The organism is Pseudoroseicyclus sp. H15, assembly GCF_054353345.1.
Window position 1 is genome coordinate 96,926 of record NZ_JBTHJE010000001.1, and the last position, 22,418, is coordinate 119,343.

Genomic DNA, 22,418 nt, shown 5'->3' on the forward strand with positions numbered 1-22,418 from the left:
AGCGGCGACTTGCTGCCCAAAATCATCGCCTTGTCCTTTCCAACCCGGCAAAGGATCGGTTAGAAAACTCTAAACTTTCGGAGGCCCGAGCACATGACCAAGACTGGCCGCCTGCTGGCCGCCGCAAGCCTTGCCGCTTTCGGAAGCGGCCTCGGGCCCTTCGCCACCCCGGCCTGGGCCGATGACGGCATCAGCTGGGCGCTCTTCGGCACCCCCGGCGTGATCGACACGCCCACGGCAGCCCTGCCCGATACCGGCACCGTCAGCGGCACGGTGACCTATTTCGACAACCAGCTGCGCAACACCTTCACCTTTCAGGTCAACGACCGGCTGAACGTGGCGCTGCGCTATTCGACCTTCTTCGATTATTATCAGGGCCTCGCGGTCAACAACCTGTACGACCGCAGCTTCGACCTCGCCTTCAAGCTGGTCGACGAGAGCGAATACATCCCCTCGGTCACCGTGGGCCTGCGCGACTTCCTCGGCACCGGCATCCTTTCGGGCGAGTATCTCGTCGCCTCGAAGACCTTCGGCACCTCGGTGCGCGCCTCTGTCGGCCTGGGATGGGGGCGGCTCGCGACGGCGAACAGCTTCGACAACCCGCTCTCTGTCTTCGGCGAGTATTTCGACGAGCGGCCCAAGAACGATTTTGGCGAGGGCGGCACGCTCGCTTATGAAAGCTGGTTCCGCGGCCCCACCGCCGCCTTTGCGGGGGTGGAATACGTCGCCACCGAGAAGCTGACCTTCAAGGTGGAATATTCCTCCGATGGCTACGACATGGAGCAGCGGCGCAACGAGTTCGGCTACAGCACGCCGTTCAACGTGGGACTCGTCTACTTCCCGCGGCCGGGGCTGCAGCTGAGCTTTAACTACCTGCATGGCAACGAGCTGGCGCTGACGGCCACCGTGCTGCTCAACGCCGCCGAGCGCCCGCTGGCGAGCGGCTTCGATTCGCCGCCGCCGGCCGTGCATGTGCGTGGCGCCGCCGCCGCAGCCAGCTGGCAGGGCGCGACCACGCAGGCCGACCTGACGCCGCGCCTTCAAGCGGCGCTGGAGGCCGAGGGCATCGAGCTGCGCGGGGTGGAGCTGTCAGGCGACACGCTGCGGGTGCGCTATTCCAACCAGCGCTACCGGGCCGAGGCCCAGGCCATGGGCCGAATCGCCCGCATCCTCACGCAGGAGGCGCCGCCGCAGGTGGAGGTCTTCGAGCTGGAATCCGAGAACCGCGGCATCCCCACCTCGGGCGTCACACTGGCGCGCCGCGATATCGAGACGCTGGAAAACCGCGTCGGCGGCACGACGGCCATCTTCCAGCGCGCCGATCTCGGCGCCGCCGGGCCCGATGCCTCGTTGCAGAGGGTTCGCGATGACGACCCGGCCTTCACCTGGGGCCTCGCGCCCTATTTCGGGCTGGTACTGTTCGACCAAGACGAGCCGGTGCAGCTTCAAGCCGGTCTCGAAGCGCGGGCGCGCTATGAGATCCAGCCGAACCTCGTGGCCTCTGGCGCGGTGCGCTATGCCCTGACACCGCAGCGCGACGTGAAGGCCTCGAACTCGGCCCTTCCGCCCGTTCGGTCGAACACCGGGCTCTATGCCAACACCGGCAATCCCAGCATCCAGCATCTGACGCTGGCCTGGTACGGCCGCCCGGCGCCGGAGATCTACTCGCGCGTCACGCTCGGCTACCTCGAGCCCATGTTCGGCGGCGTCTCTGGCGAGCTGCTCTGGGCCCCGCCCGACACCCGCTATGCCGTGGGCGCCGAGGTGAACTACGCCGTGCAGCGTGACTTCGATCAGCTCTTCGGCTTTCAGGATTACGACGTCGTCTCCGGGCACCTGTCGTTCTACTACGACCTGACCAACGGCTTTCACGCCCAGATCGACGCCGGCCGCTACCTTGCCGGCGACTGGGGCGCGACCTTCGCGCTCGACCGCGAGTTCGAGAACGGCTGGCGGGTTGGCGGCTACTTCACGCTGACCGACGTGCCCTTCGACGATTTCGGCGAGGGCTCTTTCGACAAGGGTATCCGCATCTCGGTGCCCATCGACTATTTCACCGGCACCCCCACCCAGCAGACGCTCGACAACACCATCGCCTCGCTCACGCGCGATGGCGGGGCGCGGCTGGATGTCGAGGGGCGGCTTTACGAGACGGTGCGGTCTGGCCAGCTCAGCGACCTGCAAGACGGATGGGGACGGTTCTGGAGATGATGCGCAACGCTCTGCTCGCCGCCGCGGCTCTGACGGCCCTCGCTTCCTGCGGGACGATGAACGAAGGCTCGCCGGCGCTGGCCATCGCCCGCGCCGCGGTGCCGGCCCTCGCCAATGTCGAACTGCTGGGCGGCGAGCCCGCGGCTGACCCCAACGTGCTGCCGCCGGGCTTTACCGCCAATGAGCTGGCCGCGAATCCCGATGCCTATGTGCTCTTCACCGTGCAGGGGCTCTACCCCGCCGGGCTGGCCCGCGTCGTCGAATCGCAGAACGGCCACGTGACCTACGAGAGCCAGTACAATTTCTCCGCCGCCTTCCGCGACGGGGTGTTGGTGGCGACTCGCGGGCTGGCCGACGACCTGATGGCGGCCGATCCCGGCCAGCTGCTCGCGGCGATTCGCGCCGGCGGCGGGACCACACGGCGCATTCACGAAACGCTCACGGGGCTCGATCAGATCGAAACCACAAGCTTCGATTGCACTGTCGCAGGCGGCGCGCGCGAGACGACGAATCTCGGCCTTCGCGAGGTTGAAGCGGTGGCCTGGGAAGAGACCTGCCTGGGCGGCGGGGTGCAATTCACCAACAAGTACTGGCTTGATAACGCTGGAGAAATCATTTCCAGCCGCCAGTTCGTGACCCAGACTGTTGCATATTTGCGCGAAAGCGAACTTTGATTGGCGGAGCGACGCCCGCGCAAAGAGATGCGGGTTGAGTTTCAAGAAATGAAGGGCTATAGCCAACGTAACGCCTTGTTTATCAACTGGAGAAGTTACATGCGCCTCAGCAATATCCTCACCGCCGCTGCCATCGCGTCGACGGTTGCCGGTTCGGCCATGGCCGGCGGTTTCGCCCCGGTCGTCGAAGTTCCGGAAGTTGTCGTCATCGAAGACGATGTCGCCACCGGCTTCTCGCTCCCCGTCTGGGTCATCCCGGCCGCCGTTCTTGCTGGCCTGGTCGCGATCGCCGCTGCGTCCGACTCGTCCGGCGAAGAAGACTAATATCGACCTCCCCTTCGGGGATCGTCATGAACCGGCGGGCCATCGGCCCGCCGGTTTTCGTTTGTGCTGTTGAGATGTCTGCGAGGCGCTGACGCGCGGGCCTTCAGCCCCGGTCGCGCCCCATCATCGCCAGGCGAATGAGCAGCCGCTCCAGCAGCGGCATGGCCGGTGCCCGGCTCGCGGAGCGCAGCGTCATGTCCGCCTCGATGAGCAGGCCGATGGCGCTTTCCAGCCGGATGCGCCCCCATTTCGCGGCAGAGCGGATCATCGCATCGCGGCGCGGCCCCCAAATCGGCGGGCGGGCGCGGGCAATGCCCTTGGCCGGCCCTTCAGGGTCGCTCGCCGCCGCATGCATCTGGCGGAAGTGCCGGAGCACGGCAATGGAAAGGCTGACAGCGCCGCTGCCCTGCGCCTCCAGCCGGCTGACGAGGCCGGGCACAAGATCGGCCCGCCCATCACCCAGCGCCAGCAGCAGCTCGTCGAGTTCGGCCTCGGCCGAGACGGGGGCGACGGCGGCGACATCCTCCGGCTGCACGGGCGCCGAATCGCCGTACTTGTAGAGGCCGAGCTTCTCGACGGTCTGGCGGAAGTCCCCAGGCTCCAGCGCACGAGCGAGTTCCGCCAGATCGGCGCGGGCCTCGGGCGAGGCATCGCGCAGGCCGGCGGCCTGCAACATCTCGGCAATCTCCTCCGGACCCGGCGGGTCGTCGTAGAGGGCGATGCAGGCGGCCCCCTTGTCGCCCTCGAAGAGTTTCCGCAGGGCCGAGCGGGCGGCGAGCGCACCGGCGGTGACGACGATGGTGGCGTCGCCCTCCTGCCGCGCGCCTATCGCCGCCTTGATCGTCGGGGCGAGTCCGTCCGCCGCTTCCTCCACCAGCGCCACCCGAGCGCCGGGGAAAAAGCTCTGCGCCCGCATGGCATCGTCGAGCAGGGCGCCGTCTTTGCGCAGCTCGGCAGCCGGCAGGCGGGTGAGGCGCATCTCGGCCTCTCCCTCGGGGCCGATGAGGGCCGCGACCAGCTTCTGACGGGCGGCGGCAACACGCATCGGGTCAGCGCCGTAGATCAGCACCGCGCCCATGCGCGGATCGGGGCGCGTCAGAAAGCTCCGGGCATCGCGGGTGGAGAGCTTCATCCGCCCGCCCCGGCGACCGCCCCCAGCGCCTCTGTCACGATGAGATCGGCGAGCTGCACGGCGAGACGGCCCCGGGCATCGTCCTCTGCCGCGCGCACGGCCACTGTGGAGCCGCTGGAGGGCCAGGCGACGAAGCTGGAGACGGTGCCGGACGCGAGCTCACCCATGGGCCCGCTGAGCGCCCAGGGCGCCTCTCCGCGCAGGGCACGGCGCACGACCTCTCCACCGGGCGACAGCGCCGCCTCGCGCGGGATAAGCGTGAGGGTCGCCGTCAGGCTATAGGGCGCGTCGGCGCCCGCCTGGCCCAGCCGCTCCTGCAGGCGGGCGCGCAGGCGGTAGCCCTCGGGGGTATCGGGCACATCATAGGCGGTGGCGCCGAAGAGCTCGCTGCCGGCGCCGCCGGGCGCGAAGGCGGGGGTAAAGCCGCAGCCCGCCCCCAAACCGGAGATGGCGACGGCCGGCAGAGCCAGAAGGAAGCCCCGCCTAGACCACGACATTGACGATGCGCCCGGGCACGACGATCAGCTTCTTCGGCGCGCCGCCGTTCAGCTGCTTCTGCACAGCCTCATGCTCCAGCACCAAAGCCTCGATCTCGGCCTTGCCCATTTCTTTGGGCACGGTGATCTCGGCGCGGCGCTTGCCGTTCACCTGGATCGGCAGCGTCACGCTGTCATCGGTGAGCAGGCTCTCGTCGGCCTCCGGCCAGGGCGCGCCGGTGACCATCCCCTCGCCCCCGAGCGCGGCCCAGACCTCTTCGGCCAGATGCGGCGTAAAGGGCGACATCAGCTGCGCCAGCATGCGGGCGGCCTCTGTCTTCGCGGCGCGCGAGGCGGGCGATTTGGAGAGGGCGCTCGTCAGCCCGTAGAGCTTGGCGATGGCGGCGTTGAAGCCAAAGCTTTCCAGCCCCATCGTGACATCGTGGATCGTGCGGTGCACCACCTTCGCCAGCTCCTCGTCGGCCCCTTGCGGCGCCGTCTCGGGCGCCTCGGGCAGCTCGGTGACGATGCGCCAGACGCGGGCGAGGTGCTTCGCCGACGCCTCGGCTCCAGAGGCTGTCCATTCCACGTCGCGCTCGGGCGGGCTGTCGGAGAGGACGAACCAGCGCGCGGTATCGGCGCCGAACTGGCTGACGATATCCACCGGGTCGACGACGTTGCGCTTGGATTTCGACATCTTGGCGGAGGGGATCACCTCTACCTCGGCGCCGCCTTCCTTCAGATAGGCGCGGTCACCGCGCAGCTCGACCTCTTCGGGGAAGTGGTAGACGGCCCGGCCATCGGCGCCGGCGCTCTTGTAGATGGCGTGCGTGACCATGCCTTGCGTGAAGAGCGCGTTGAACGGCTCGATGGCGAAGGCCGGCAGGTGGCCGGTCTTGTGCATCGCCCGAGCGAAGAAGCGGGAGTAGAGCAGGTGCAGGATCGCGTGCTCGATGCCGCCGATATACTGGTCGACGTTCATCCAGTAGGCCGCCGCCTCCGGATCGGTCGGCGTCTCCGCCCGGGGCGCGGTGAAGCGCGCGTAGTACCAGGACGAATCGACGAAGGTGTCCATCGTGTCCGTCTCGCGCCGGGCGGGGGCGCCGCAGCTCGGGCAGGCGCAGTCGCGCCACGTCGGGTGGCGGTCCAGCGGGTTGCCGGGCACGTCGAAGCTGACGTCATCCGGCAGGCGGATCGGCAGGTTCTCCTTGCGCTCGGGCACGACGCCGCAGGCCTCGCAATGGACGACGGGGATCGGGCAGCCCCAGTAGCGCTGGCGGGAGAGGCCCCAGTCGCGCAGGCGGAACTGGGTGTGCGCGTGGCCCCAGCTCTTCTCTTCGTAGAGCGCGAGCGTGCGGTCCATCGCCTCCTGGCAGGTGATCTCGGTGCCGGGGTCGCCGTGCCAGCAGACGTAGCGCACCATCTCGGTCTTCGCGGGCACGAAGGCGGTGTCGCCGACGCTCTCGTCGCTGCCGAGCGGCTTGAAGACGTCGATCACCGGCAGCCCGTATTTGCGGGCGAAGTCGAGGTCGCGCTGGTCATGGGCAGGGCAGCCGATGACGGCGCCGGTGCCGTAATCCATCAGCACGAAGTTGGCGATGTAGAGCGGCAGCTCGAAGGAGGGATCGGCGGGGTGGGTGACCTTGATGCCGGTGTCGAAGCCCAGCTTCTCGGCCGTCTCCAGCGCCTCTTCCGTCGTGCCGCCCTTGCGGGCCTCGGCGCAGAAGGTCGCAACCTCCGGCGAGGAGGTAGCCAGCTCGCGCGCCAGCGGGTGATCGACGGCGATGGCGGCGAATGTGGGGCCCATCATCGTGTCGGGGCGGGTGGTGTAGACCGGCAGGCTCTCCCACCCGGCCGGGGCACCCTTGAGGCCGAAGTCGAAGGACAGGCCGCGCGACCGGCCGATCCAGTTGGCCTGCATCAGCTTCACCTTGGCGGGCCAGTCATCGAGGCTGTCGATGGCGTCCAGCAACTCCTCCGAATAGGCGGAGATCTTGAAGAACCACTGCGTCAGCTCGCGCCGCTCGACCTCGGCGCCCGAGCGCCAGCCGCGGCCGTTCTCGACCTGCTCGTTGGCGAGCACGGTCATGTCGACCGGATCCCAGTTCACCACGGCATTCTTGCGGTAGACGAGGCCGGCCTCGAGCATGTCGAGGAAGAGGGCCTGCTGCTGGCCGTAGTACTCCGGGTCGCAGGTCGCGAACTCGCGGGACCAGTCCAGAGACCAGCCGAGCGGCTTCATCTGCGCCTTCATGTCGGCGATGTTCTGGTAGGTCCACTCCTTGGGGTGCCCGCCGGAGGCCATGGCGGCGTTCTCCGCCGGCATCCCGAAGGCGTCCCACCCCATCGGGTGCAGAACGTTGAAGCCGCGCGCCAGCTTGTAGCGCGCGATGACGTCACCCATCGTGTAATTGCGCACATGGCCGATGTGAATTCGCCCCGACGGGTAGGGGAACATCTCGAGCACGTAGTATTTCGGCTTGTCGGAAATCTCGGCGCGGAAGGTGCCGGCCTCGTCCCAGGCGGCCTGCCATTTCGGCTCGATTTCACTCGGCGTATAGCGCGACATCTGCATATCCTCTTCGGCCCCGCTGGCGGGCTCGTCTTTGCGTGGCGTGATAGCGGGCTTCCGCCCCCGGGGCCAGAACAGCCTTTAAAGCGCGCCGTCGGCGATGCGGATCTGGCGGGCGCGGGTGAGGATGGCATCCTCGATGGCGATCTGCGTCTCGGCCGCAACGGCGCCGCCGCGGGTGGCGAGCGCGACGTTCAGCGAGCGCGCGTCGAGCGCCGGGTCCTTGACATGCACCGTGGCACGATAGGCCGTGCTGCCGCCGGGCGGCGTGCCGTAGCCGAAGACGATAACGCCGGTGAAGGGGTCGACGCTTTCGATCGGCAGGAAGGAGAGCACATCCAGCGCGGCGGACCAGAGGTAGCGATTCACCGCCACATTCTCGGCCCCCGCCGTGCGCGCGGCCTGGCGGACGGCCGGCTCGCTGGGGGTGCCGCCGAACAGCGTGCTGCAACCGGATAGGGCCAGAGCCGCCAGCAGCAGAACGCCTGTCTTGAGCGATGCAGCCTTTACCATGGCTCCCCCGATACGCCTTGTTGCAGTCGGCAAAGGTCTAGCGAAGGCAATGGCCTGTCACAAGCCGCAATGCCCGCAAACGCAAAGAGCGGCCCCCGGGGGGCCGCTCTCGCTAAGATCGATCCGGTTTGGATCAGAACTCGAAGGTCGCCTCGACGGTGAGGCCCTGCTGGTACTCGGGATCGCCGATTTCGTCTTCGGCGGATTCGTCCGGGTCTTCCGCGTAGGAGAAGAGCAGGGACGCGCCCGAACCCAGATCCCACTCGGCGCCGACGTAGTAGTCGGGGTCGGTGGCGGCCAGGTCGATCAGACCGGCGCGGACCATGATGCCGTTGCCGAGATCGTAGGAGCCTTCGATGCCGTAGTCGTCGGCACCCGTGTCATCGGTGTCGTAGTACACGCTCACCATGATCGGGCCGTTCGAGTAGTCGGCGGAGAGGCCGTACTCGTCCGGAACGTCGCTGTTCATGGCGTAGTAGCCACCAACCGTGACGGGGCCGATCGGGTAGGACGCTTCGATGCCGGTGGAGTCGGCGTCGGTCGTCTGGTTCTTCGTGTAGGCAACGGTCAGGTCAGCAGCGCCGAAGGTGGTGCCGACAGACACACCGAAGACTTCGTTGCCGGAGTCGCCCTGGTCGTCCTGGTAGGCGGCCATCACGTCGAAGGCGCCGAAGGAGCCGGAGAGAACCGTCTGCACGCCCTGGAACGAACCGTCAGCGAAGATGCTGTAGGACGTGTAAGTCGAGAAGGTGCCGAAGGTGAACTCGCCACGGAGAACCGCGTCGCCCACACCGTCGCCGTCGAAGCCGACATCCATGCCGTCGGTCGTCGAGAAGTACTCGTCGGCGGCCAGGGCGGTGTCGCCCACGTAGACGGAGGCCATGTCGGTGGTGACATAGAGCTCGTAGCCGTCGAGAGCGAGGGCCATGCCCAGATCGTCGTCGACCAGGTCGCCGCCGATGGTGAAGCCGATGGTCAGACCGTTGTCGAGCTGCTGCTCGGCGGTGATGTCGAGCTCGGCGCTCCAGTAGAAGCCGGTCGGATCGTCAGCAACAGCGGCGACGTCCGTGTCGTTGTAGCCAACGGTAGCTTCGGCCGTGAAGGAAACTTCAGCTGCCGCCGCGCCCGCGAAGGCGAAGACAGAGGCCGAGGCGAGGAGGATGCTTTTCATGTTTTTCCCTCGTGATTGCATTCTCAGAATGCCAGTCCTGCTAGCATTGGGGATGCTTTTGCGCAGAAGCGGCCACGACCTCAAGAGAATTGGGCCAGCCTGCCGGCGGGCCGCGCCATATGATGCATGTGAGACACACAGATGGCTATCGGGCCATGCCTGTGGCAAATTCCGGGCGAGGCGCCCGGATACGCCTGGGGCCTTTAACGCAAGAGAATTCAGAGGTCTAAGATGGGCTTGGCAACGATCCAGGGCAGAATCGACGCGGCGCTCGCCCGGGCGGGCCGAAGTGCGGAGAGCCTGAGGCTCATCGCCGTATCGAAGCAGCAACCAGCGGATCGAATCGAAGCGGTGCTGGAAGAGGGCCAGCGGATCTTCGGTGAAAACCGCGTGCAGGAGGCGGCGGGCCGCTGGCCCGAGCTGCGCGAGCGCTACTCCGGAATCGAGTTGCACATCATCGGCCCGCTGCAAACGAACAAGGCCCGCCAGGCTATGGAGCTGGCCGAGGCCATCCACACGCTCGACCGCCCCAAGCTCGCAGCCACCATTGCGCGCCTGGCGCAGGAGATGGGGCGTTGCCCAGAGCTGATGGTACAGGTGAACACCGGCGCCGAGCCGCAGAAGGCCGGCGTGCTGCCGGACGAAGCCGAGGGATTCGTGCGGGAGTGCCGGTCGATGGATCTGCCGGTGCGCGGTCTCATGTGCATCCCGCCGGTGGACGAAGACGCAGCCAAGCATTTCGCCCTGCTGCGCGGCCTGGCCGAAGAGCTCGGGCTGCCCGAGCTCTCGATGGGCATGAGCGCCGATTTCGAGACCGCCATCGAAGAGGGGGCGACTTTGGTGCGCGTCGGCTCCGCCATCTTCGGCGAGCGGACGCCGCGCCAGCCGGGCTAGACGATCAGCTCGGCTCCGGGGGCGAGCCGCTGCGCGATGTGCGAGAGCACCGGGCGCGGCAGCGCGATGCAGCCGGCGGTGGGAAAGCCCGGCCGGCGCCATTGGTGGATGAAGATGGCCGAGCCGTAGCCCGGGCGCGCGGGCTCCATGTTCCAATCCGTCACCAGGATCAGATCGTAGAGAGGGTTGGCCAGGCGCAGCTTCTCGTGCGAGGCGGCATGGGGCGCGCGAATGCGGCTGTTGTACGCCGGATCATCGGGATCGTCAGACCAGAGGTCGCCGGGCCGGATCGGCTCTGCCCAGGGCGCCGGAGGCGCAAGCCTGTCCGGCCGATAGAGCGTCGATGTGATGCGGTGCCGCCCCCGGGGGGTGGCGCCATCCCCCTCAACTTTCGCACCCGTCAGGCCGCCGCGCCCGATGCTGCAGGGATAGAGCTCCCCCTGAAACAGCAGCCCGCGCGGGGTGAGGCGCAACTCTGCCGTCAAAGGACGTGCCCGGATTTCTGCGCCTTGGTGTCGAGGTAGCGCGAGTTCAGCGGGTTGCGGCCCACCTGCAGCGGCACCCGCTCGGTCACCTGCAGCCCACTTTCCTGCATTCGAGCCACCTTGGCGGGGTTGTTCGTCATCAGCCGCACCGAGGAGAAGCCGAGCTGGCGGAGGATCTCGGCACCCAGCCGGAAATCGCGCTCGTCATCCTCAAAGCCGAGCCGGTGGTTCGCCTCGACCGTGTCGAAGCCCTGATCCTGCAGCGCATAGGCGCGCATCTTGTTGGCCAGGCCAATGCCCCGCCCCTCCTGATTGAGATAGAGCAGCACGCCGGCGCCCTCGGCCCCCATCTGCGCGATGGCGGCGCGCAGCTGCGGGCCGCAATCGCATTTGAGGCTGCCGAGCAGATCGCCAGTAAGGCAGGCCGAATGCAGGCGGGCGAGGACGGGGGCGTCGCGGTCGGGCGTGCCGATCTCCACAGCGTAATGCTCTTCGCCGCCATCCGCGGGCCGAAAGATATGCAGCCGCGAATTTTCGGCGCCCAGCAACGGCACGAAGGCCTGCGCCACTGGGGCGAGCGCCGTCATCTCTTTGGTCAGCAGAGCGTCCGCGGGCAGCAGCGTAAGGTTCTGCTCCCTCGCGATGCGGCGCACCTCGGTCACCGGGAGCTCCAACACCAGCGCCGCGGGCAAGAGCCGCGCATCCTTGCCCAGCCGTAGCGCCGCGCGCGCCAGCCCGGGCCCGCCGCCGCGCCGGGCCTTCAGCGGGCCGCGCAGCGGTGCGCCCAGATCGCCCGACGGGTCAGCGAGCTTGGAAACCCAGGACGGCCCCGCATCGGCCGGCAGGATCACGCGGGCCAGATCGTCATCGTAAACCTGAATGCGCAGTGTCTCGGCCCGGCGGCGCGTCAGCGCCAGGCTCAGCTCCCCGCCCAGCCGGCGCAGCTCTTCCAGCCGATCGGCTGTCACCGTTTCTGCCGAGAGCACCAGCGCGCCCGCCTCGGCCCCCTCGGTCAGGGCCACGGGCAGGCCGATGCGCAGATCGGCCCGGGCCCGAGCCTTCAGCTCATGAATATTGGGTAGAAGACTCATCCGCCGCTCCGCCGCGCGGCCCCCGGCCGCGTTCGCCAGATAGTCGCTTTGGTACAAGATTGAAACATTAGGCCGTCAGGCGACACGTCGGCGTGAGGCGCTGTCAGAAACGTTGCCGAGATACGTGTTCACTCACATCTGAAGCTCAAGACTTCGTTAGGAGAACACCATGGCTCAACTGCGGAAAATTCTGCTTGTCGACGACGATGACGATCTGCGCGAGGCGCTCAGCGAGCAGCTCGTGATGACCGAGGATTTCGACGTCTTCGAGGCCGGCAGCGGCGCCGATGCAATGACCAAGGCCAAGGAAGGCCATTATGACCTGGTCATTCTCGATGTCGGGCTGCCCGATACCGACGGGCGCGAGCTGTGCAAGCTGATGCGCAAGCAGGGCGTGAAATGCCCCATCCTCATGCTCACCGGGCATGACAGCGACAGCGACACCATCCTCGGGCTTGATGCCGGCGCGAACGACTACATCTCGAAGCCGTTCAAATTCCCCGTGCTGCTGGCCCGAATCCGCGCCCAGCTGCGCAGCCACGAGCAGAGCGAAGACGCGATCTTCACGCTCGGCCCGTACACGTTCAAGCCGGCGCAGAAGCTGCTGCTGACGGAAGACGAGAAGAAGGTGCGGCTGACGGAGAAAGAGACGAACATCCTGAAGTTCCTCTATCGCGCCTCGGAAGGCGTGGTGCCGCGCGATGTGCTGCTGCACGAGGTGTGGGGCTACAACGCCGGCGTCACCACCCACACGCTGGAGACGCATATCTACCGCCTCCGCCAGAAGATCGAGCCCGACCCCTCGAACGCCCGGCTTTTGGTCACCGAATCAGGTGGTTATCGGTTGGTCGCCTGAGGCAGGCGAGGCCAGAATATGGGTGATGGATTGTTTCGGGCGGCTACATGCCGCCCGAACTTTTGAGGCGATAAGGTCACCCCTGAACCTCCGACGAAGGGTTCACCTGGCAGGCGGGCACGGCGAGCGGCTCGGGCGCCAACATCCTTAAGTCTCTGTATTTTAATTACAAATTCGAAGGGAGGGTGCGGCGACGCCGCGCTTTCCCCCCAGCGTCACGCGCGATTTACGTTGCCCTCACGCCAGCGCGAGCCTTAGCTTGGGTCATCGGTACATTTTGCCGCAATAAATAAGGGAAGAGGTCAATGTCGTTGATCAAGAGATTTCTGCCAGCGTTCGCCCTGTTGCTCGCGATGCTATCCAGCGCGCCCGCGATGGCGGACAACCTCACAATTCGCATTCAGAACATGTCGGGCATCACGCTCTACCGGCTTTATGCCACGCCCCGCAGTTTCGATAACTACGGCGAGGATCTGCTCGGCAACCGCGTGCTGAACAACCGCAGCATCATGCCGCTGACTTTCGCCAACGTTCAGGAATGCCTCTACGATTTCAAATTCGAGTTCATCGAGGGCTCGGTGATCTACGACAGCGTCAACCTGTGCAACGTCGGCACCTATACGATCACGCCGTGAGATCCGGCCACCGCCGGGGCGGCTCGGCCGCCCCGGCACCCTCTCGCTAGTCGCCCGCGGGCTCGTCCGGCGGCAGCTCGACCCCGAAGAGCCCATCGACCGGCACGCCCGTCTCGCCATTGCCAAGAGCGCCGCGCAGCCGCCCCTCCAGAAACAGCTTTCCATCCTCCAGCCGGTGCCGCGTGACGGCGACGTCCATCGGGCGGCCTTCGCTGCTCCATGCCTCGCCATCCGCCTGAATCCAGCTCAGCTTTGCCTCCACCTGCCCCAGCGCGCTGCCGTCGAAGGTGAGCGTCAGGGTCGCTCCGCTCGGGCCCTCGCCAGTGAACCGCGCCTGCTGCTCGGGCGAAAAGCCGCTCTCGCCCGTCTCGTCGGTGACATCGAAGAGATAGGCCTGAAGGCCGATTTTCAGCGAGATGCGGCCGATGGTCTCGGCCGCGGCCGGCACGGCGGCGAGCGCCAGCGCGGCGCTCAAGGCGATGATGCGCATGATTGATCCTCCCGGCGGCCAGCTTCTCTCTCCCGCGCCCGGCGCGCAAGCCGCCGCGGCTTGAGGCCCGGGGCGGGGAAGACTAGGGTCGCGGCCTCGCCAGACGGAGACTGCCATGCCCTTCACCCTCGCCACCTGGAACATCAATTCCGTGCGCCTGCGCGAAGGCCTCGTGGCCCGGCTGATGGAGGAAGAGGCGCCGGACGTTCTGTGCCTGCAGGAATGCAAGTCACCGGTCGAGAAGATCCCGCTGGAGACCTTCGCCGGCCTCGGCTTCACCCATTGGGTCGCGCGCGGGCAGAAGGGTTACAATGGCGTCGCCATCTTCTCGAAACTGCCCCTCGAAGAGGTCGGCGCACATGACTTCGCCCAGATGGGCCATGCCCGCCATGTTGCCGCGCGGCTGGAAAACGGCGTGGAGATCCACAACGTCTATGCTCCCGCCGGCGGCGACGTGCCTGACCGGCAGGTGAACGCCAAGTTCGGCCAGAAGCTCGATTACTTCGCCCATATGCGCGACCATTTCGGCGCGCAGCGGCCGCGCAAATCCATCCTCGTCGGCGATCTCAACATTGCCCCGCGCGAGGATGACGTATGGAACCACAAGCAACTTCTGAAGGTCGTCAGCCATACCCCGGTTGAGGTGGAGCTCTTCGAAGACACGCGCGAGGCCGGCGGCTGGGTTGATGTCACCCGCGCCGACATGCCGAGCGGCAACCTTTATTCCTGGTGGTCCTATCGCAGCCCCGATTGGGACAATGCCGACAAGGGCCGCCGGCTCGATCACATCTGGGCCTCTGGCGACACCGCCTCTGCCGCCCATTCCAGCCGCATCCACCGCCCGGCGCGCGGGTGGGAGCAGCCGTCTGACCACGCGCCAGTGTTCGCGACCTTTGACCTCTGAGTACAATCCCCCCGACACGCCGCTGGCCGTGATCCACGAGGATCACGAGATCGTCGTGGTCGACAAGCCGGCCGGCCTGCTCTCGGTGCCCGGCAAGGGGCCGGAGCTGGCCGATTGCCTGATGGCGCGCGTCGCCGCCGCCTTTCCCATGGCGCTGCTGGTGCACCGGCTCGATCGCGACACCTCGGGCGTCATGGTCTTCGCATTGACGCCCCATGCCCAGCGGCACCTCGGCCTGCAATTCGAGAAGCGGCAGATCAAGAAGGAGTATCTCGCCCGCGTCTGGGGCGAGATGGAGGAGGATTCGGGAACGGTCGATCTGCCGCTGATCGTCGACTGGCCGAACCGCCCTCGGCAGATGGTCGATCACGAGAACGGCCGCAAGGCAGTGACGGACTGGAAGGTCGCCAAGCGGGGCGGCGGCGAGACGCGGGTGCGGCTGTTCCCGCACACCGGACGCTCGCACCAGCTGCGCGTGCACATGCAGGCGCTCGGCCACCCGATCCTGGGCGATCCCTTCTACGCGACTGGCGAGGCGCTGGCGGCAGCGGACAGGCTGATGCTGCATTCCGAGCGGCTACGCCTGCGCCACCCAGATGGCGGCAAGGGCCTGACGTTCAAGGCGAAGTGCCCGTTCTAAGCGTGGGCGGGCCGGGCTGAAGCCCGACCTACCAACCGCCACTTGGGCCCGTAGGGCGGACTTCAGCCCGCCACCGCCCCTGCCCCGCCTCAATCCAGCGGCATCAGCTCTTCTTCGAGCCGCCCGCGCAGGTGCTCGTGCTGGGTCGGCAGCTTCAGGGCGCTGCCCATGTTCTCTGCCGGCTCGTCGGCATCGAAGCCGGGCCCGTCGGTGGCGATCTCGAACAGCACGCCGCCGGGGGTGCGGAAGTAGATCGAGCGGAAGTAGTCGCGGTCCTTCACCTCGGTCGCGTGCAGGCCGACCTCGGCCAGCGCCTCGCGCGCCTTCTGCTGGGCGGCGTCGTCTGCGACGCGGAAGGCAACGTGGTGCACCGAGCCGGCGCCCTCCTGCGCGCGCGGCGCATCGGGGCGCACGGCGAGGATCACGCTCTTGCCATGCGCGTCGCCGGGGGCGGTGAACAGGCGCTCGTGGCCCTCCTCGGCAACCTCCTCGAAGCCCATCAGGCTGAGCAGCTCCGCCTCCGGCCCGCCATCGCGCAGGCTGAGTGTCACCGAATGGAGTGAGCGGATATCGGGGCCCTGCCCCTCGGCCTCGGCGACGAGCGCCAGCCCCTCGCCATCCGGCCCTTCGAAGACCAGCCGCTCGGCGCCGAAGGTGGTGTCGCGGCGGCCGCCTATTGTGGCCTCCCAGTAATCCAGCGCGTCGTTCGGCACGGCGAAGGAGGTGCGCACCGTGGTGCCCGTGCCGGGCGTGCCGCGGCGGGCGTTGGTGAAGGGGAAGCTCGTCCACAGCGTACCGGGGCGGCCGGCCTTGTCGCCGAAGTAGAGGTGGTAGACGTCGGGCGCGTCGAAATTCACCGTCTTCTTCACACGGCGCAGGCCGAGCTTGTTGGTGTAGAAATCATCGTTCGCCCGCGCGTTCGAGGCGATGGACGTCACATGATGGAGTCCGGGAATCGTGGGGAACATTGAATGTCTCCTGGCGGTTTGTCCTTAATGTAGGCTCTCTGCGCCGCAGAACCACTGCCTCTGTGCAGTTTACGCGGCCCGATGCCCAATGCGCGACTGCCCGCCATGCAGTTGGCGCAGGGGTTCTGGCAGGCCGCGGCCATGGTGCCTATATGTCATGCAACACGCGGGATAAGCCCGCGAGACGCGCAGGGGCGAGACCTGCAGCAGACCATATGAGGGAGACCGAAATGGGACTGAGACTGAACGACACCATCCCCGACCTGACCGTCGAGACGGATCAAGGCACCCTGTCGCTCCATGAGTGGATCGGCGACAGCTGGGCGATCCTGTTCTCGCACCCCAAGGATTTCACGCCGGTTTGCACCACCGAATTCAGCGCCGTCGCCAAGCTGGCCGACGAGTGGGAGAAGCGCGGCACCAAGGTGATGGGCGTGTCGGTCGACTCGGCCGAAGACCACAAGAAGTGGAAGGGCGACATCTCGACCGTCGCGGGCCGTGAAGCCACCTTCCCGATCGTGGCCGACAAGGACCTGACCGTCGCCAAGGCCTTCGACATGCTCGAGGCCGAGCATTACCTGCCCGACAACCCGACGCCGGCTGACAGCCAGACGGTGCGCTCGGTGTTCATCATCGGCCCCGACAAGAAGCTGAAGCTGTCGATGACCTACCCGATGACGGTGGGGCGCAACTTCTCCGAAGTTCTGCGCGCGCTCGACGGGCTGCAAACCAGCGCCAACCGCGGCGTGGCGACGCCCGCCGACTGGGCCGTCGGCCAGGACATCATCATCCCCGCTTCGGTCAGCGACGAAGACGCGAAGGCGAAGTACGGCGAGTTCAACAAGGTGTTGCCGTATCTGCGCACCGCGAAGCTGCCCTCGTAAGAGCGGCGGGTTTCAGACAGGAACGGGCGGCAGAGCAATCTGCCGCCCGTTTTCTATTTGGGCCGTCTGCAGCGGCGCCGCGCAACAGGTCTCGCCCGATCCTCAGGCGGCGATCACCGGCGTACCGATCGGCACGAGATCGTAGAGCTCTTCGACATGCTGGTTGATGAGCCGCACGCAGCCGGAGGAGAAGCTCTGCCCCATCGTCCAGGGCTGCGGCGTGCCATGGATGCGGAACAGAGTGTCCCGCCCGTTCTGGTAGAGATAGAGCGCCCGCGCACCCAGCGGGTTCATCTCATGCCCGCCCGGCAGACCTTGCCGGAAGGGGCCATACACGTCGGGTTCATGCGCAATCATGCTGGCGGTGGGGCGCCACGACGGCCATTCCTCCTTGCGGCCCACATAGGCGGTGCCGCGGAACTGCCGGCCTTCAGCGCCCACGGCGATCTTGTACCGGCGCGCCGTCTCTTCATCGAGGATGTGGTAGAGCCAGGTGCCATCCGAATCGACCCGGATCGAGCCGGGAATCTGCCCGGGCGCGATGCCCACCAGAGTGGGGCGGAATTCGCGCGGCATGCGCCAGGTCGTCTGTGCCAAAGCCGGCGTCGCCAGAATGCTGGCCACGGCGCCGGAGAGGAATGCTCGCCGATTGGTCATGGGTATTGCCTGTTATTGCCTGCTTGTTTTGCCGGCAAACTACCACGCCGTGGTTACGCGATCCCTAACCTTTCAGCGCCCCGCCCGCCGATTTCCCCCAGCCTGTGCCCCGCACGCAAAAGCCCCCGCCAGTTGGGCGGGGGCTTCAAAGGGCAGCGAAATCTGATGGTTCAGACGGCGTAGGCGAAGGCCGCCGTTCCCAGCGGCACGCGCTGGTAGAGGTCGATCACATGGCTGTTGTACATACGGAAGCAGCCGTTCGAGGCCGAGCTGCCGATCGAGGCGGGGTTCGTCGTGCCGTGAATCCGAATCGCCGTGTCGCGCTCGCCCTGGAAGAAATAGAGCGCCCGCGCGCCGAGCGGGTTGGTCGGGCCGCCGGGCATACCGTCGGCATATTGCTCATAGGCGGCCGGGTTGCGCTCGATCATCTCGTCGGTCGGGCGCCACGAGGGCCATTCCACCTTGCGCTGGATGGTGGCCGAGCCGGACCAGCCCAGCCCCTCCTGCCCCACGGCCACGCCGTAGCGGATCGCCTGTGCGTCGGGCAGCGTGAAGTAGAGGTGGTAATTATGCGGAACGATGTGGATCTGGTTCGCCGGGATACCCGCCTGGATCGGCACGATCTGGGCGCGGTATTCCTCAGGGATCACATAATCGCCCTCCATGTCGGGCGGCAGGTTGATACCCAGCGGCGCCGTCGATTCGGGGGTGATGTCGAGCTGCAGGGGGGCCGCAGCCGTTTGGGCGAGGGCAGGGCCAGCCGCGAGGCTGGCAACGGTGCCGGCAAGGAACGTGCGTCGCGAGTACATGAAGACCCCTTATTCTCACGCCGCGACCCGCGGCATCCTGATCTTCAACGATATACGGCCTCGGGCGTTCCTCTAACAACCGATGTCTCAACTTTGTGAGGCACTGGCGCAACGGGGCGGCAGACCTGCCGCCACCCCGTGCTTAGTGGATCAGAAGCTGAAGCCGGCCGTCAGCGCCACATAGGGGAAGGCGCCCCAATCGTTGGCATCGTCAGTCAGGCGCTTCGCCTCGGCCTGGTCGGCGGGGTCGCTGCTCGTCGTGGTGACGGAGTAATCGGAGAAGATCGCGCCCGCCTCGGCCGTCAGCGTGAGGCCGTTGTTGAACCCGTAGCGGTAACCGATGGTCGCCATCGGCGCGACATCGTCGGCGAAGGAAGCCTGGCCGTCGAAGGTTTGCCCTTCGCTGGTGAAGGTGCCCTCCAGCTCGCCCGTCGGCACGTAGAGACCGCCGGAGACGCGCACGCCGCTGCCGCCGATGTAGTAGTCGGCCAGCAGGCCGACGCCGCCGAGCTGGGCATCGCCGTCGAACTCGTACTCGTCGAGCGAAGATTCAACGCCAAGGCCAAAGGTGCCGTTGGCGATGCCGCGCACGGCGATCTGCGGGGTGATCTGATAGCTGCCCTCGACGACACCGCCGAGCGTCGACAGACCGGCGCCGACATTCACGTCACCGACGTTCTGCGCATAGGCGGGGGCGGAAAGAGCGGCAGCGGTAGCAGCCGCGGCGGCAAGAGTAAGACCTGTTTTCATCACTGACCTCATGGAGCTGTGGTTTGCACCAGAGGTGGATCGTGGCTCGCCGCGTTCAACGCTGGCGGCAGTCATCACATTGTGAACATGGGGCTTTTCGGCAACCCGCCGCCGATGGCGATCACGGGATTGCAGCAAGGTTACTCGGTGGAGCCCGCCCGATACCGGCGCTGATGGGCCAGCGCCGATGCATAGGTCACCGATTGGCGCCGGAACTCCCGCCAGAAATACAGCGGTGTGCGGCTCAGACGTTTGCGCGCCTTGGCCGGGCTGCCATCCGCGTCGATCGTGCTGGCATCGCCGGAGGGCAGAACCAGCGGCGGGGTGAGCGCCAGGCCCGTGCCCCGCTGGGTGAAGAAGCGGCGGAAGAAATGGTCGAGCGGGGCGTAGATCTCGCCGCGTGTGGCGAGGAACGCCTCCGCTCCGGCGCGCGACCACAGGACGCCCGTCGTCGTGACAGGGAAGTAATGCGCGCGCATCAGCATATGCCCGGCAACCGGCTGCACCGGTGTGTAATACTTGTGAGCGGCCCGGCCGACGTTAACGATCTCCCACCCCGGCGCCGCGCCGCCCCACAGGGCATCCGCCAGCGCGGTCAGGCTCTCGGCCGGGTGCTCGGCGGCGAAGGTGAAGTCATCCTCCAGCACCAGCCCCATATCGGCGCCGCTTGCCAGCACCGCCTCGGCGCCAGCCAGATGGCTGAGGTAGCAGCCCACCTCTCCCCCGGTCATCGGGCGGCCATAGAAGCGTCGGGCCCGCGCGTCGTCATAGCCTGCGAAGCTCTCGGGCGCCTGCCCGCGCGCATCCACCGCCGGCAGCCGCGTGAACGGCAGCCCGGCACGCGACAGCTCCGCCGTGGCGGTGGCGAGCCGCTCGGGGCTGGCGTCGAGGTTGATGAGGAAGATGGGAAGGTCGGTCACGGGAGGAAGCCTTGCATGAAAAGGGCTCCCGAACCTGCGTTCGGGAGCCCCGTAGCCTTACGGCCGGTGAAGGATCACTCCTCCGCCGACGCCGCTTCGGCCTGCTCTTTGGTCATTTCTTCGCCGGTCTCCTGGTTGACGACTTTCATCGCCAGGCGAACCTTGCCGCGATCGTCGAAGCCCAACAGCTTGACCCAAACTTCCTGGCCCTCTTTGAGGACGTCGGAGGGGTGGTTCAGGCGGCGGTTCTCGATCTGGCTGACATGGACGAGCCCGTCGCGCTTGCCGAAGAAGTTCACGAAGGCGCCGAAATCGACGATCTTCACGACCTTGCCCTTGTAGATCTTGCCCTCTTCCGGCTCGGCCACGATCGAGTAGATCATGTCGTAGGCCTTCTGGATGGCTTCGCCGTCGGGCGACGCGATCTTGATGACACCGTCGTCGTTGACGTCGACCTTGGCGCCCGAGACCTCGACGATCTCGCGGATCACCTTGCCGCCCGAGCCGATCACTTCACGGATCTTGTCGGTCGGGATCTGCATCGTCTCGATGCGGGGGGCGTGGATCGAGAACTCGTTGACCGTGTTCAGCGCCTTGCCCATCTCACCGAGGATGTGCATCCGGCCGGCCTTCGCCTGGGCGAGGGCTTTCTCCATGATCGCGGGCGTGATGCCGGCGACCTTGATGTCCATCTGCAGCGAGGTGATGCCGTTCTCGGTGCCGGCCACCTTGAAGTCCATGTCGCCGAGGTGATCCTCGTCGCCGAGGATGTCGGTCAGCACGGCGTAGGAGCCGTCATCTTCCAGCACCAGGCCCATGGCCACGCCGGCCACGGCGGCCTTCAGCGGCACGCCGGCGTCCATCATCGACAGCGAGCCGCCGCAGACGGAGGCCATCGAGGAGGAGCCGTTGGACTCGGTGATCTCCGAGACGAGACGGATCGTGTAGGGGAAGTCCGTCGCGGCGGGGAGGACAGCCTGCAGCGCGCGCCACGCCAGCTTGCCGTGGCCGATCTCGCGGCGGCCCGGGGATCCGACACGGCCGACTTCGCCGACCGAGTAGGGCGGGAAGTTGTAGTGCAGCAGGAAGTTGCTTTTGAAGTTGCCGTGCAGCGCGTCGATGAACTGCTCATCGTCGCCCGTGCCGAGCGTGGTGACCACGAGGCCCTGCGTCTCGCCGCGGGTGAACAGCGCCGAGCCGTGCGTGCGCGGCAGAAGGCCCGTCTCGCAGTTGATCGGGCGAACCTGATCGAGGGCGCGGCCGTCGATGCGGCGGCCGTTCTTCACGACGTCGCCACGCAGAACCGAGCTTTCCAGCTTCTTCAGCGCGGTACCCAGGTTCGGATCTTCGAGTTGCTCTTCGCTGAGCCCCTCTTTGATCTTCTCCTTGGCGGCAGAGACAGCGGCGACCCGCTCCTGCTTGTCGGTGATGGCATAGGCAGAGCGCATCGCGTCTTCGCCCAGGCCCTTCACGACGGAAAGCAGCTCGGAATAATCCGGCGGCTGGAAGTCGAAGGGTTCTTTGGCGGCCTCTTCGGCGAGGTCGATGATGCAGCCGATGACGGGCTGGATCTGCTCATGCGCGAAGGTGACGGCGCCGAGCATTTCGGCCTCGGTCAGCTCGTAGGCTTCCGATTCCACCATCATGACGGCATCGGCGGTGCCGGCGACGACCAGGTCGAGCCGCTGCTCGGGATCGTTGCGCAGGCCCTGCATGTCGTCGACCGTCGGGTTGAGGACATACTCGCCATCGACGAAGCCGACGCGGCAGCCGGCGATCGGGCCCATGAAGGGCACGCCGGAGATCGTCAGCGCGGCAGAGGCGGCGATCATGGCGACGACGTCGGGGTCGTTCTCCAGATCGTGGCTGAGCACGGTGCACATCACGAGCACTTCATGCTTGAAGCCCTCGACGAAGAGCGGGCGGATCGGCCGGTCGATCAGACGCGCGGTCAGCGTCTCTTTCTCGGTCGGGCGCGCCTCGCGCTTGAAGAAGCCGCCCGGGATCTTGCCGGCGGCGTAGTATTTTTCCTGGTAGTGAACCGTAAGGGGGAAGAAGTCCTGCCCCGGCTTCGGCTGCTTGGCGAAGGTCACGTTGGCCATGACGGAGGTCTCGCCAAGCGTGGCGATGACAGAGCCGTCGGCCTGACGGGCAACCTTGCCGGTTTCCAGCGTGAGCGTTTCATCGCCCCACTGGATCGATTTACGTACTACGTTAAACATCTGCGTATCCTGTAAGGGCGCACTCCCGGGCGTTCCCGGGTCTCCCGTTCAAATGGCGGCCCCATTGCCGCCGGCCCCTCTCATCGTTCCATGCGCCGGGGCCGTGGCGTCACGTCTCAGATTGCGCGGCCATACTAGGT

General features: G+C 66.7%; 23 protein-coding genes. 9 read left to right on the forward strand and 14 right to left on the reverse strand.

Annotation, left to right across the window (positions count from 1 at the left end; translation table 11 throughout):
- Positions 1 to 93: 93 nt before the first annotated feature.
- The 3 genes from ACXN5S_RS00510 (at position 94) to ACXN5S_RS00520 (ending at position 3,209) form a co-directional block, all read left to right on the forward strand.
- Positions 94 to 2,211: a YjbH domain-containing protein gene (locus ACXN5S_RS00510; RefSeq protein WP_458603430.1), complete on the forward strand. Its 2,118-nt coding sequence runs from the start codon at positions 94 to 96 to the stop codon at positions 2,209 to 2,211.
- Positions 2,190 to 2,885: a YjbF family lipoprotein gene (locus tag ACXN5S_RS00515; protein WP_458603431.1), complete on the forward strand. Its 696-nt coding sequence runs from the start codon at positions 2,190 to 2,192 to the stop codon at positions 2,883 to 2,885. The genes ACXN5S_RS00510 and ACXN5S_RS00515 overlap by 22 nt, the downstream gene beginning before the upstream one ends.
- A 99-nt stretch (positions 2,886 to 2,984) precedes the next feature.
- Positions 2,985 to 3,209 (forward strand): hypothetical protein, encoded by a 225-nt coding sequence (locus ACXN5S_RS00520; protein ID WP_458603432.1) that lies wholly within the window; start codon positions 2,985 to 2,987, stop codon positions 3,207 to 3,209.
- Positions 3,210 to 3,312: 103 nt separating this feature from the next.
- Here ACXN5S_RS00520 and holA read toward each other — a convergent pair whose 3' ends face one another.
- The 5 genes from holA to ACXN5S_RS00545 all read right to left on the reverse strand — a co-directional run bounded on the left by holA (position 3,313) and on the right by ACXN5S_RS00545 (position 9,073).
- Positions 3,313 to 4,341: a DNA polymerase III subunit delta gene (holA, locus tag ACXN5S_RS00525; RefSeq protein WP_458603433.1), complete on the reverse strand. Its 1,029-nt coding sequence runs from the start codon at positions 4,339 to 4,341 to the stop codon at positions 3,313 to 3,315.
- A complete protein-coding gene (locus tag ACXN5S_RS00530; RefSeq protein WP_458603434.1) occupies positions 4,338 to 4,838 on the reverse strand; it encodes an LPS assembly lipoprotein LptE in 501 nt (166 codons plus the stop codon). The genes holA and ACXN5S_RS00530 overlap by 4 nt, the downstream gene beginning before the upstream one ends.
- A complete protein-coding gene (leuS, locus tag ACXN5S_RS00535) occupies positions 4,825 to 7,386 on the reverse strand; it encodes a leucine--tRNA ligase (protein ID WP_458603435.1) in 2,562 nt (853 codons plus the stop codon). Before leuS ends, ACXN5S_RS00530 begins: the two co-directional genes overlap by 14 nt.
- Positions 7,387 to 7,470: 84 nt before the next feature.
- Entirely contained in the window at positions 7,471 to 7,902 is a 432-nt protein-coding gene (locus ACXN5S_RS00540; RefSeq protein WP_458603436.1) for a DUF3576 domain-containing protein, read from the reverse strand.
- Between the two features lie 133 nt (positions 7,903 to 8,035).
- Entirely contained in the window at positions 8,036 to 9,073 is a 1,038-nt protein-coding gene (locus ACXN5S_RS00545; RefSeq protein ID WP_458603437.1) for a porin, read from the reverse strand.
- Between the two features lie 231 nt (positions 9,074 to 9,304).
- Between ACXN5S_RS00545 and ACXN5S_RS00550 the strand changes: the two genes are divergently transcribed.
- Positions 9,305 to 9,967: a YggS family pyridoxal phosphate-dependent enzyme gene (locus ACXN5S_RS00550; protein WP_458603438.1), complete on the forward strand. Its 663-nt coding sequence runs from the start codon at positions 9,305 to 9,307 to the stop codon at positions 9,965 to 9,967.
- Here ACXN5S_RS00550 and ACXN5S_RS00555 read toward each other — a convergent pair.
- Together ACXN5S_RS00555 and ribA are read right to left on the reverse strand one after the other, a co-directional pair.
- Complete coding sequence (locus ACXN5S_RS00555; protein ID WP_458603439.1) at positions 9,964 to 10,452, reverse strand: L,D-transpeptidase family protein; 489 nt, start codon at positions 10,450 to 10,452, stop codon at positions 9,964 to 9,966. The genes ACXN5S_RS00550 and ACXN5S_RS00555 overlap by 4 nt on opposite strands.
- Complete coding sequence (ribA, locus tag ACXN5S_RS00560; RefSeq protein ID WP_458603440.1) at positions 10,449 to 11,543, reverse strand: GTP cyclohydrolase II; 1,095 nt, start codon at positions 11,541 to 11,543, stop codon at positions 10,449 to 10,451. The genes ACXN5S_RS00555 and ribA overlap by 4 nt, the downstream gene beginning before the upstream one ends.
- Before the next feature lie 169 nt (positions 11,544 to 11,712).
- Between ribA and ACXN5S_RS00565 the strand changes: the two genes are divergently transcribed.
- Positions 11,713 to 12,399 (forward strand): response regulator transcription factor, encoded by a 687-nt coding sequence (locus ACXN5S_RS00565; RefSeq protein ID WP_458603441.1) that lies wholly within the window; start codon positions 11,713 to 11,715, stop codon positions 12,397 to 12,399.
- Positions 12,400 to 12,773: 374 nt separating this feature from the next.
- Positions 12,774 to 13,034, forward strand: a complete 261-nt coding sequence (locus tag ACXN5S_RS00570) for a hypothetical protein (RefSeq protein ID WP_458603442.1) — start codon at positions 12,774 to 12,776, stop codon at positions 13,032 to 13,034.
- Positions 13,035 to 13,080: 46 nt separating this feature from the next.
- Here ACXN5S_RS00570 and ACXN5S_RS00575 read toward each other — a convergent pair whose 3' ends face one another.
- Positions 13,081 to 13,524 carry a hypothetical protein gene (locus tag ACXN5S_RS00575; protein WP_458603443.1) on the reverse strand — a complete coding sequence of 148 codons (444 nt, stop codon included), beginning with the start codon at positions 13,522 to 13,524 and terminating at the stop codon, positions 13,081 to 13,083.
- Positions 13,525 to 13,639: 115 nt separating this feature from the next.
- On the opposite strand from ACXN5S_RS00575, the gene ACXN5S_RS00580 reads away from it, so the two are divergent.
- Positions 13,640 to 14,428, forward strand: coding sequence for an exodeoxyribonuclease III (locus ACXN5S_RS00580; protein WP_458603444.1), 789 nt, complete (start codon positions 13,640 to 13,642; stop codon positions 14,426 to 14,428).
- Positions 14,418 to 15,068, forward strand: coding sequence for an RluA family pseudouridine synthase (locus ACXN5S_RS00585; RefSeq protein ID WP_458603445.1), 651 nt, complete (start codon positions 14,418 to 14,420; stop codon positions 15,066 to 15,068). The genes ACXN5S_RS00580 and ACXN5S_RS00585 overlap by 11 nt, the downstream gene beginning before the upstream one ends.
- An 89-nt stretch (positions 15,069 to 15,157) precedes the next feature.
- Here ACXN5S_RS00585 and ACXN5S_RS00590 read toward each other — a convergent pair whose 3' ends face one another.
- Positions 15,158 to 16,036, reverse strand: coding sequence for a ring-cleaving dioxygenase (locus ACXN5S_RS00590; RefSeq protein ID WP_458603446.1), 879 nt, complete (start codon positions 16,034 to 16,036; stop codon positions 15,158 to 15,160).
- A gap of 230 nt (positions 16,037 to 16,266) precedes the next feature.
- On the opposite strand from ACXN5S_RS00590, the gene ACXN5S_RS00595 reads away from it, so the two are divergent.
- Positions 16,267 to 16,920 carry a peroxiredoxin gene (locus ACXN5S_RS00595; RefSeq protein ID WP_458603447.1) on the forward strand — a complete coding sequence of 218 codons (654 nt, stop codon included), beginning with the start codon at positions 16,267 to 16,269 and terminating at the stop codon, positions 16,918 to 16,920.
- A 102-nt stretch (positions 16,921 to 17,022) separates the two neighbouring features.
- On the opposite strand, the gene ACXN5S_RS00600 is transcribed toward ACXN5S_RS00595, so the two are convergent.
- From ACXN5S_RS00600 to pnp, 5 genes are all read right to left on the reverse strand, one after another.
- Entirely contained in the window at positions 17,023 to 17,577 is a 555-nt protein-coding gene (locus ACXN5S_RS00600; RefSeq protein ID WP_458603448.1) for a L,D-transpeptidase, read from the reverse strand.
- Between the two features lie 170 nt (positions 17,578 to 17,747).
- Complete coding sequence (locus tag ACXN5S_RS00605; RefSeq protein WP_458603449.1) at positions 17,748 to 18,386, reverse strand: L,D-transpeptidase; 639 nt, start codon at positions 18,384 to 18,386, stop codon at positions 17,748 to 17,750.
- A gap of 150 nt (positions 18,387 to 18,536) precedes the next feature.
- Positions 18,537 to 19,136, reverse strand: coding sequence for a hypothetical protein (locus tag ACXN5S_RS00610; protein WP_458603450.1), 600 nt, complete (start codon positions 19,134 to 19,136; stop codon positions 18,537 to 18,539).
- Between the two features lie 140 nt (positions 19,137 to 19,276).
- Entirely contained in the window at positions 19,277 to 20,056 is a 780-nt protein-coding gene (locus ACXN5S_RS00615; protein WP_458603451.1) for a glycosyltransferase family 25 protein, read from the reverse strand.
- Positions 20,057 to 20,130: 74 nt separating this feature from the next.
- Positions 20,131 to 22,278 carry a polyribonucleotide nucleotidyltransferase gene (pnp, locus tag ACXN5S_RS00620; RefSeq protein WP_458603452.1) on the reverse strand — a complete coding sequence of 716 codons (2,148 nt, stop codon included), beginning with the start codon at positions 22,276 to 22,278 and terminating at the stop codon, positions 20,131 to 20,133.
- Positions 22,279 to 22,418 lie beyond the last annotated feature (140 nt).

What these genes read in the sequence shown, in the direction of transcription:
- ACXN5S_RS00575 (WP_458603443.1), bottom strand. Translation starts at nt 13,524, where the DNA reads ATGCGCATCATCGCCTTGAGCGCCGCGCTGGCGCTCGCCGCCGTGCCG.
- ACXN5S_RS00530 (WP_458603434.1), bottom strand. Translation starts at nt 4,838, where the DNA reads ATGTCGTGGTCTAGGCGGGGCTTCCTTCTGGCTCTGCCGGCCGTCGCC.
- ACXN5S_RS00545 (WP_458603437.1), bottom strand. Translation starts at nt 9,073, where the DNA reads ATGAAAAGCATCCTCCTCGCCTCGGCCTCTGTCTTCGCCTTCGCGGGC.
- leuS (WP_458603435.1), bottom strand. Translation starts at nt 7,386, where the DNA reads ATGTCGCGCTATACGCCGAGTGAAATCGAGCCGAAATGGCAGGCCGCC.
- ACXN5S_RS00595 (WP_458603447.1), top strand. Translation starts at nt 16,267, where the DNA reads ATGGGACTGAGACTGAACGACACCATCCCCGACCTGACCGTCGAGACG.
- ACXN5S_RS00605 (WP_458603449.1), bottom strand. Translation starts at nt 18,386, where the DNA reads ATGTACTCGCGACGCACGTTCCTTGCCGGCACCGTTGCCAGCCTCGCG.
- ACXN5S_RS00570 (WP_458603442.1), top strand. Translation starts at nt 12,774, where the DNA reads ATGGCGGACAACCTCACAATTCGCATTCAGAACATGTCGGGCATCACG.
- ACXN5S_RS00515 (WP_458603431.1), top strand. Translation starts at nt 2,190, where the DNA reads ATGGGGACGGTTCTGGAGATGATGCGCAACGCTCTGCTCGCCGCCGCG.
- holA (WP_458603433.1), bottom strand. Translation starts at nt 4,341, where the DNA reads ATGAAGCTCTCCACCCGCGATGCCCGGAGCTTTCTGACGCGCCCCGAT.
- ACXN5S_RS00600 (WP_458603448.1), bottom strand. Translation starts at nt 17,577, where the DNA reads ATGACCAATCGGCGAGCATTCCTCTCCGGCGCCGTGGCCAGCATTCTG.
- ACXN5S_RS00580 (WP_458603444.1), top strand. Translation starts at nt 13,640, where the DNA reads ATGCCCTTCACCCTCGCCACCTGGAACATCAATTCCGTGCGCCTGCGC.
- ACXN5S_RS00590 (WP_458603446.1), bottom strand. Translation starts at nt 16,036, where the DNA reads ATGTTCCCCACGATTCCCGGACTCCATCATGTGACGTCCATCGCCTCG.
- ACXN5S_RS00550 (WP_458603438.1), top strand. Translation starts at nt 9,305, where the DNA reads ATGGGCTTGGCAACGATCCAGGGCAGAATCGACGCGGCGCTCGCCCGG.
- pnp (WP_458603452.1), bottom strand. Translation starts at nt 22,278, where the DNA reads ATGTTTAACGTAGTACGTAAATCGATCCAGTGGGGCGATGAAACGCTC.
- ribA (WP_458603440.1), bottom strand. Translation starts at nt 11,543, where the DNA reads ATGAGTCTTCTACCCAATATTCATGAGCTGAAGGCTCGGGCCCGGGCC.
- ACXN5S_RS00510 (WP_458603430.1), top strand. Translation starts at nt 94, where the DNA reads ATGACCAAGACTGGCCGCCTGCTGGCCGCCGCAAGCCTTGCCGCTTTC.
- ACXN5S_RS00540 (WP_458603436.1), bottom strand. Translation starts at nt 7,902, where the DNA reads ATGGTAAAGGCTGCATCGCTCAAGACAGGCGTTCTGCTGCTGGCGGCT.
- ACXN5S_RS00565 (WP_458603441.1), top strand. Translation starts at nt 11,713, where the DNA reads ATGGCTCAACTGCGGAAAATTCTGCTTGTCGACGACGATGACGATCTG.
- ACXN5S_RS00610 (WP_458603450.1), bottom strand. Translation starts at nt 19,136, where the DNA reads ATGAAAACAGGTCTTACTCTTGCCGCCGCGGCTGCTACCGCTGCCGCT.
- ACXN5S_RS00520 (WP_458603432.1), top strand. Translation starts at nt 2,985, where the DNA reads ATGCGCCTCAGCAATATCCTCACCGCCGCTGCCATCGCGTCGACGGTT.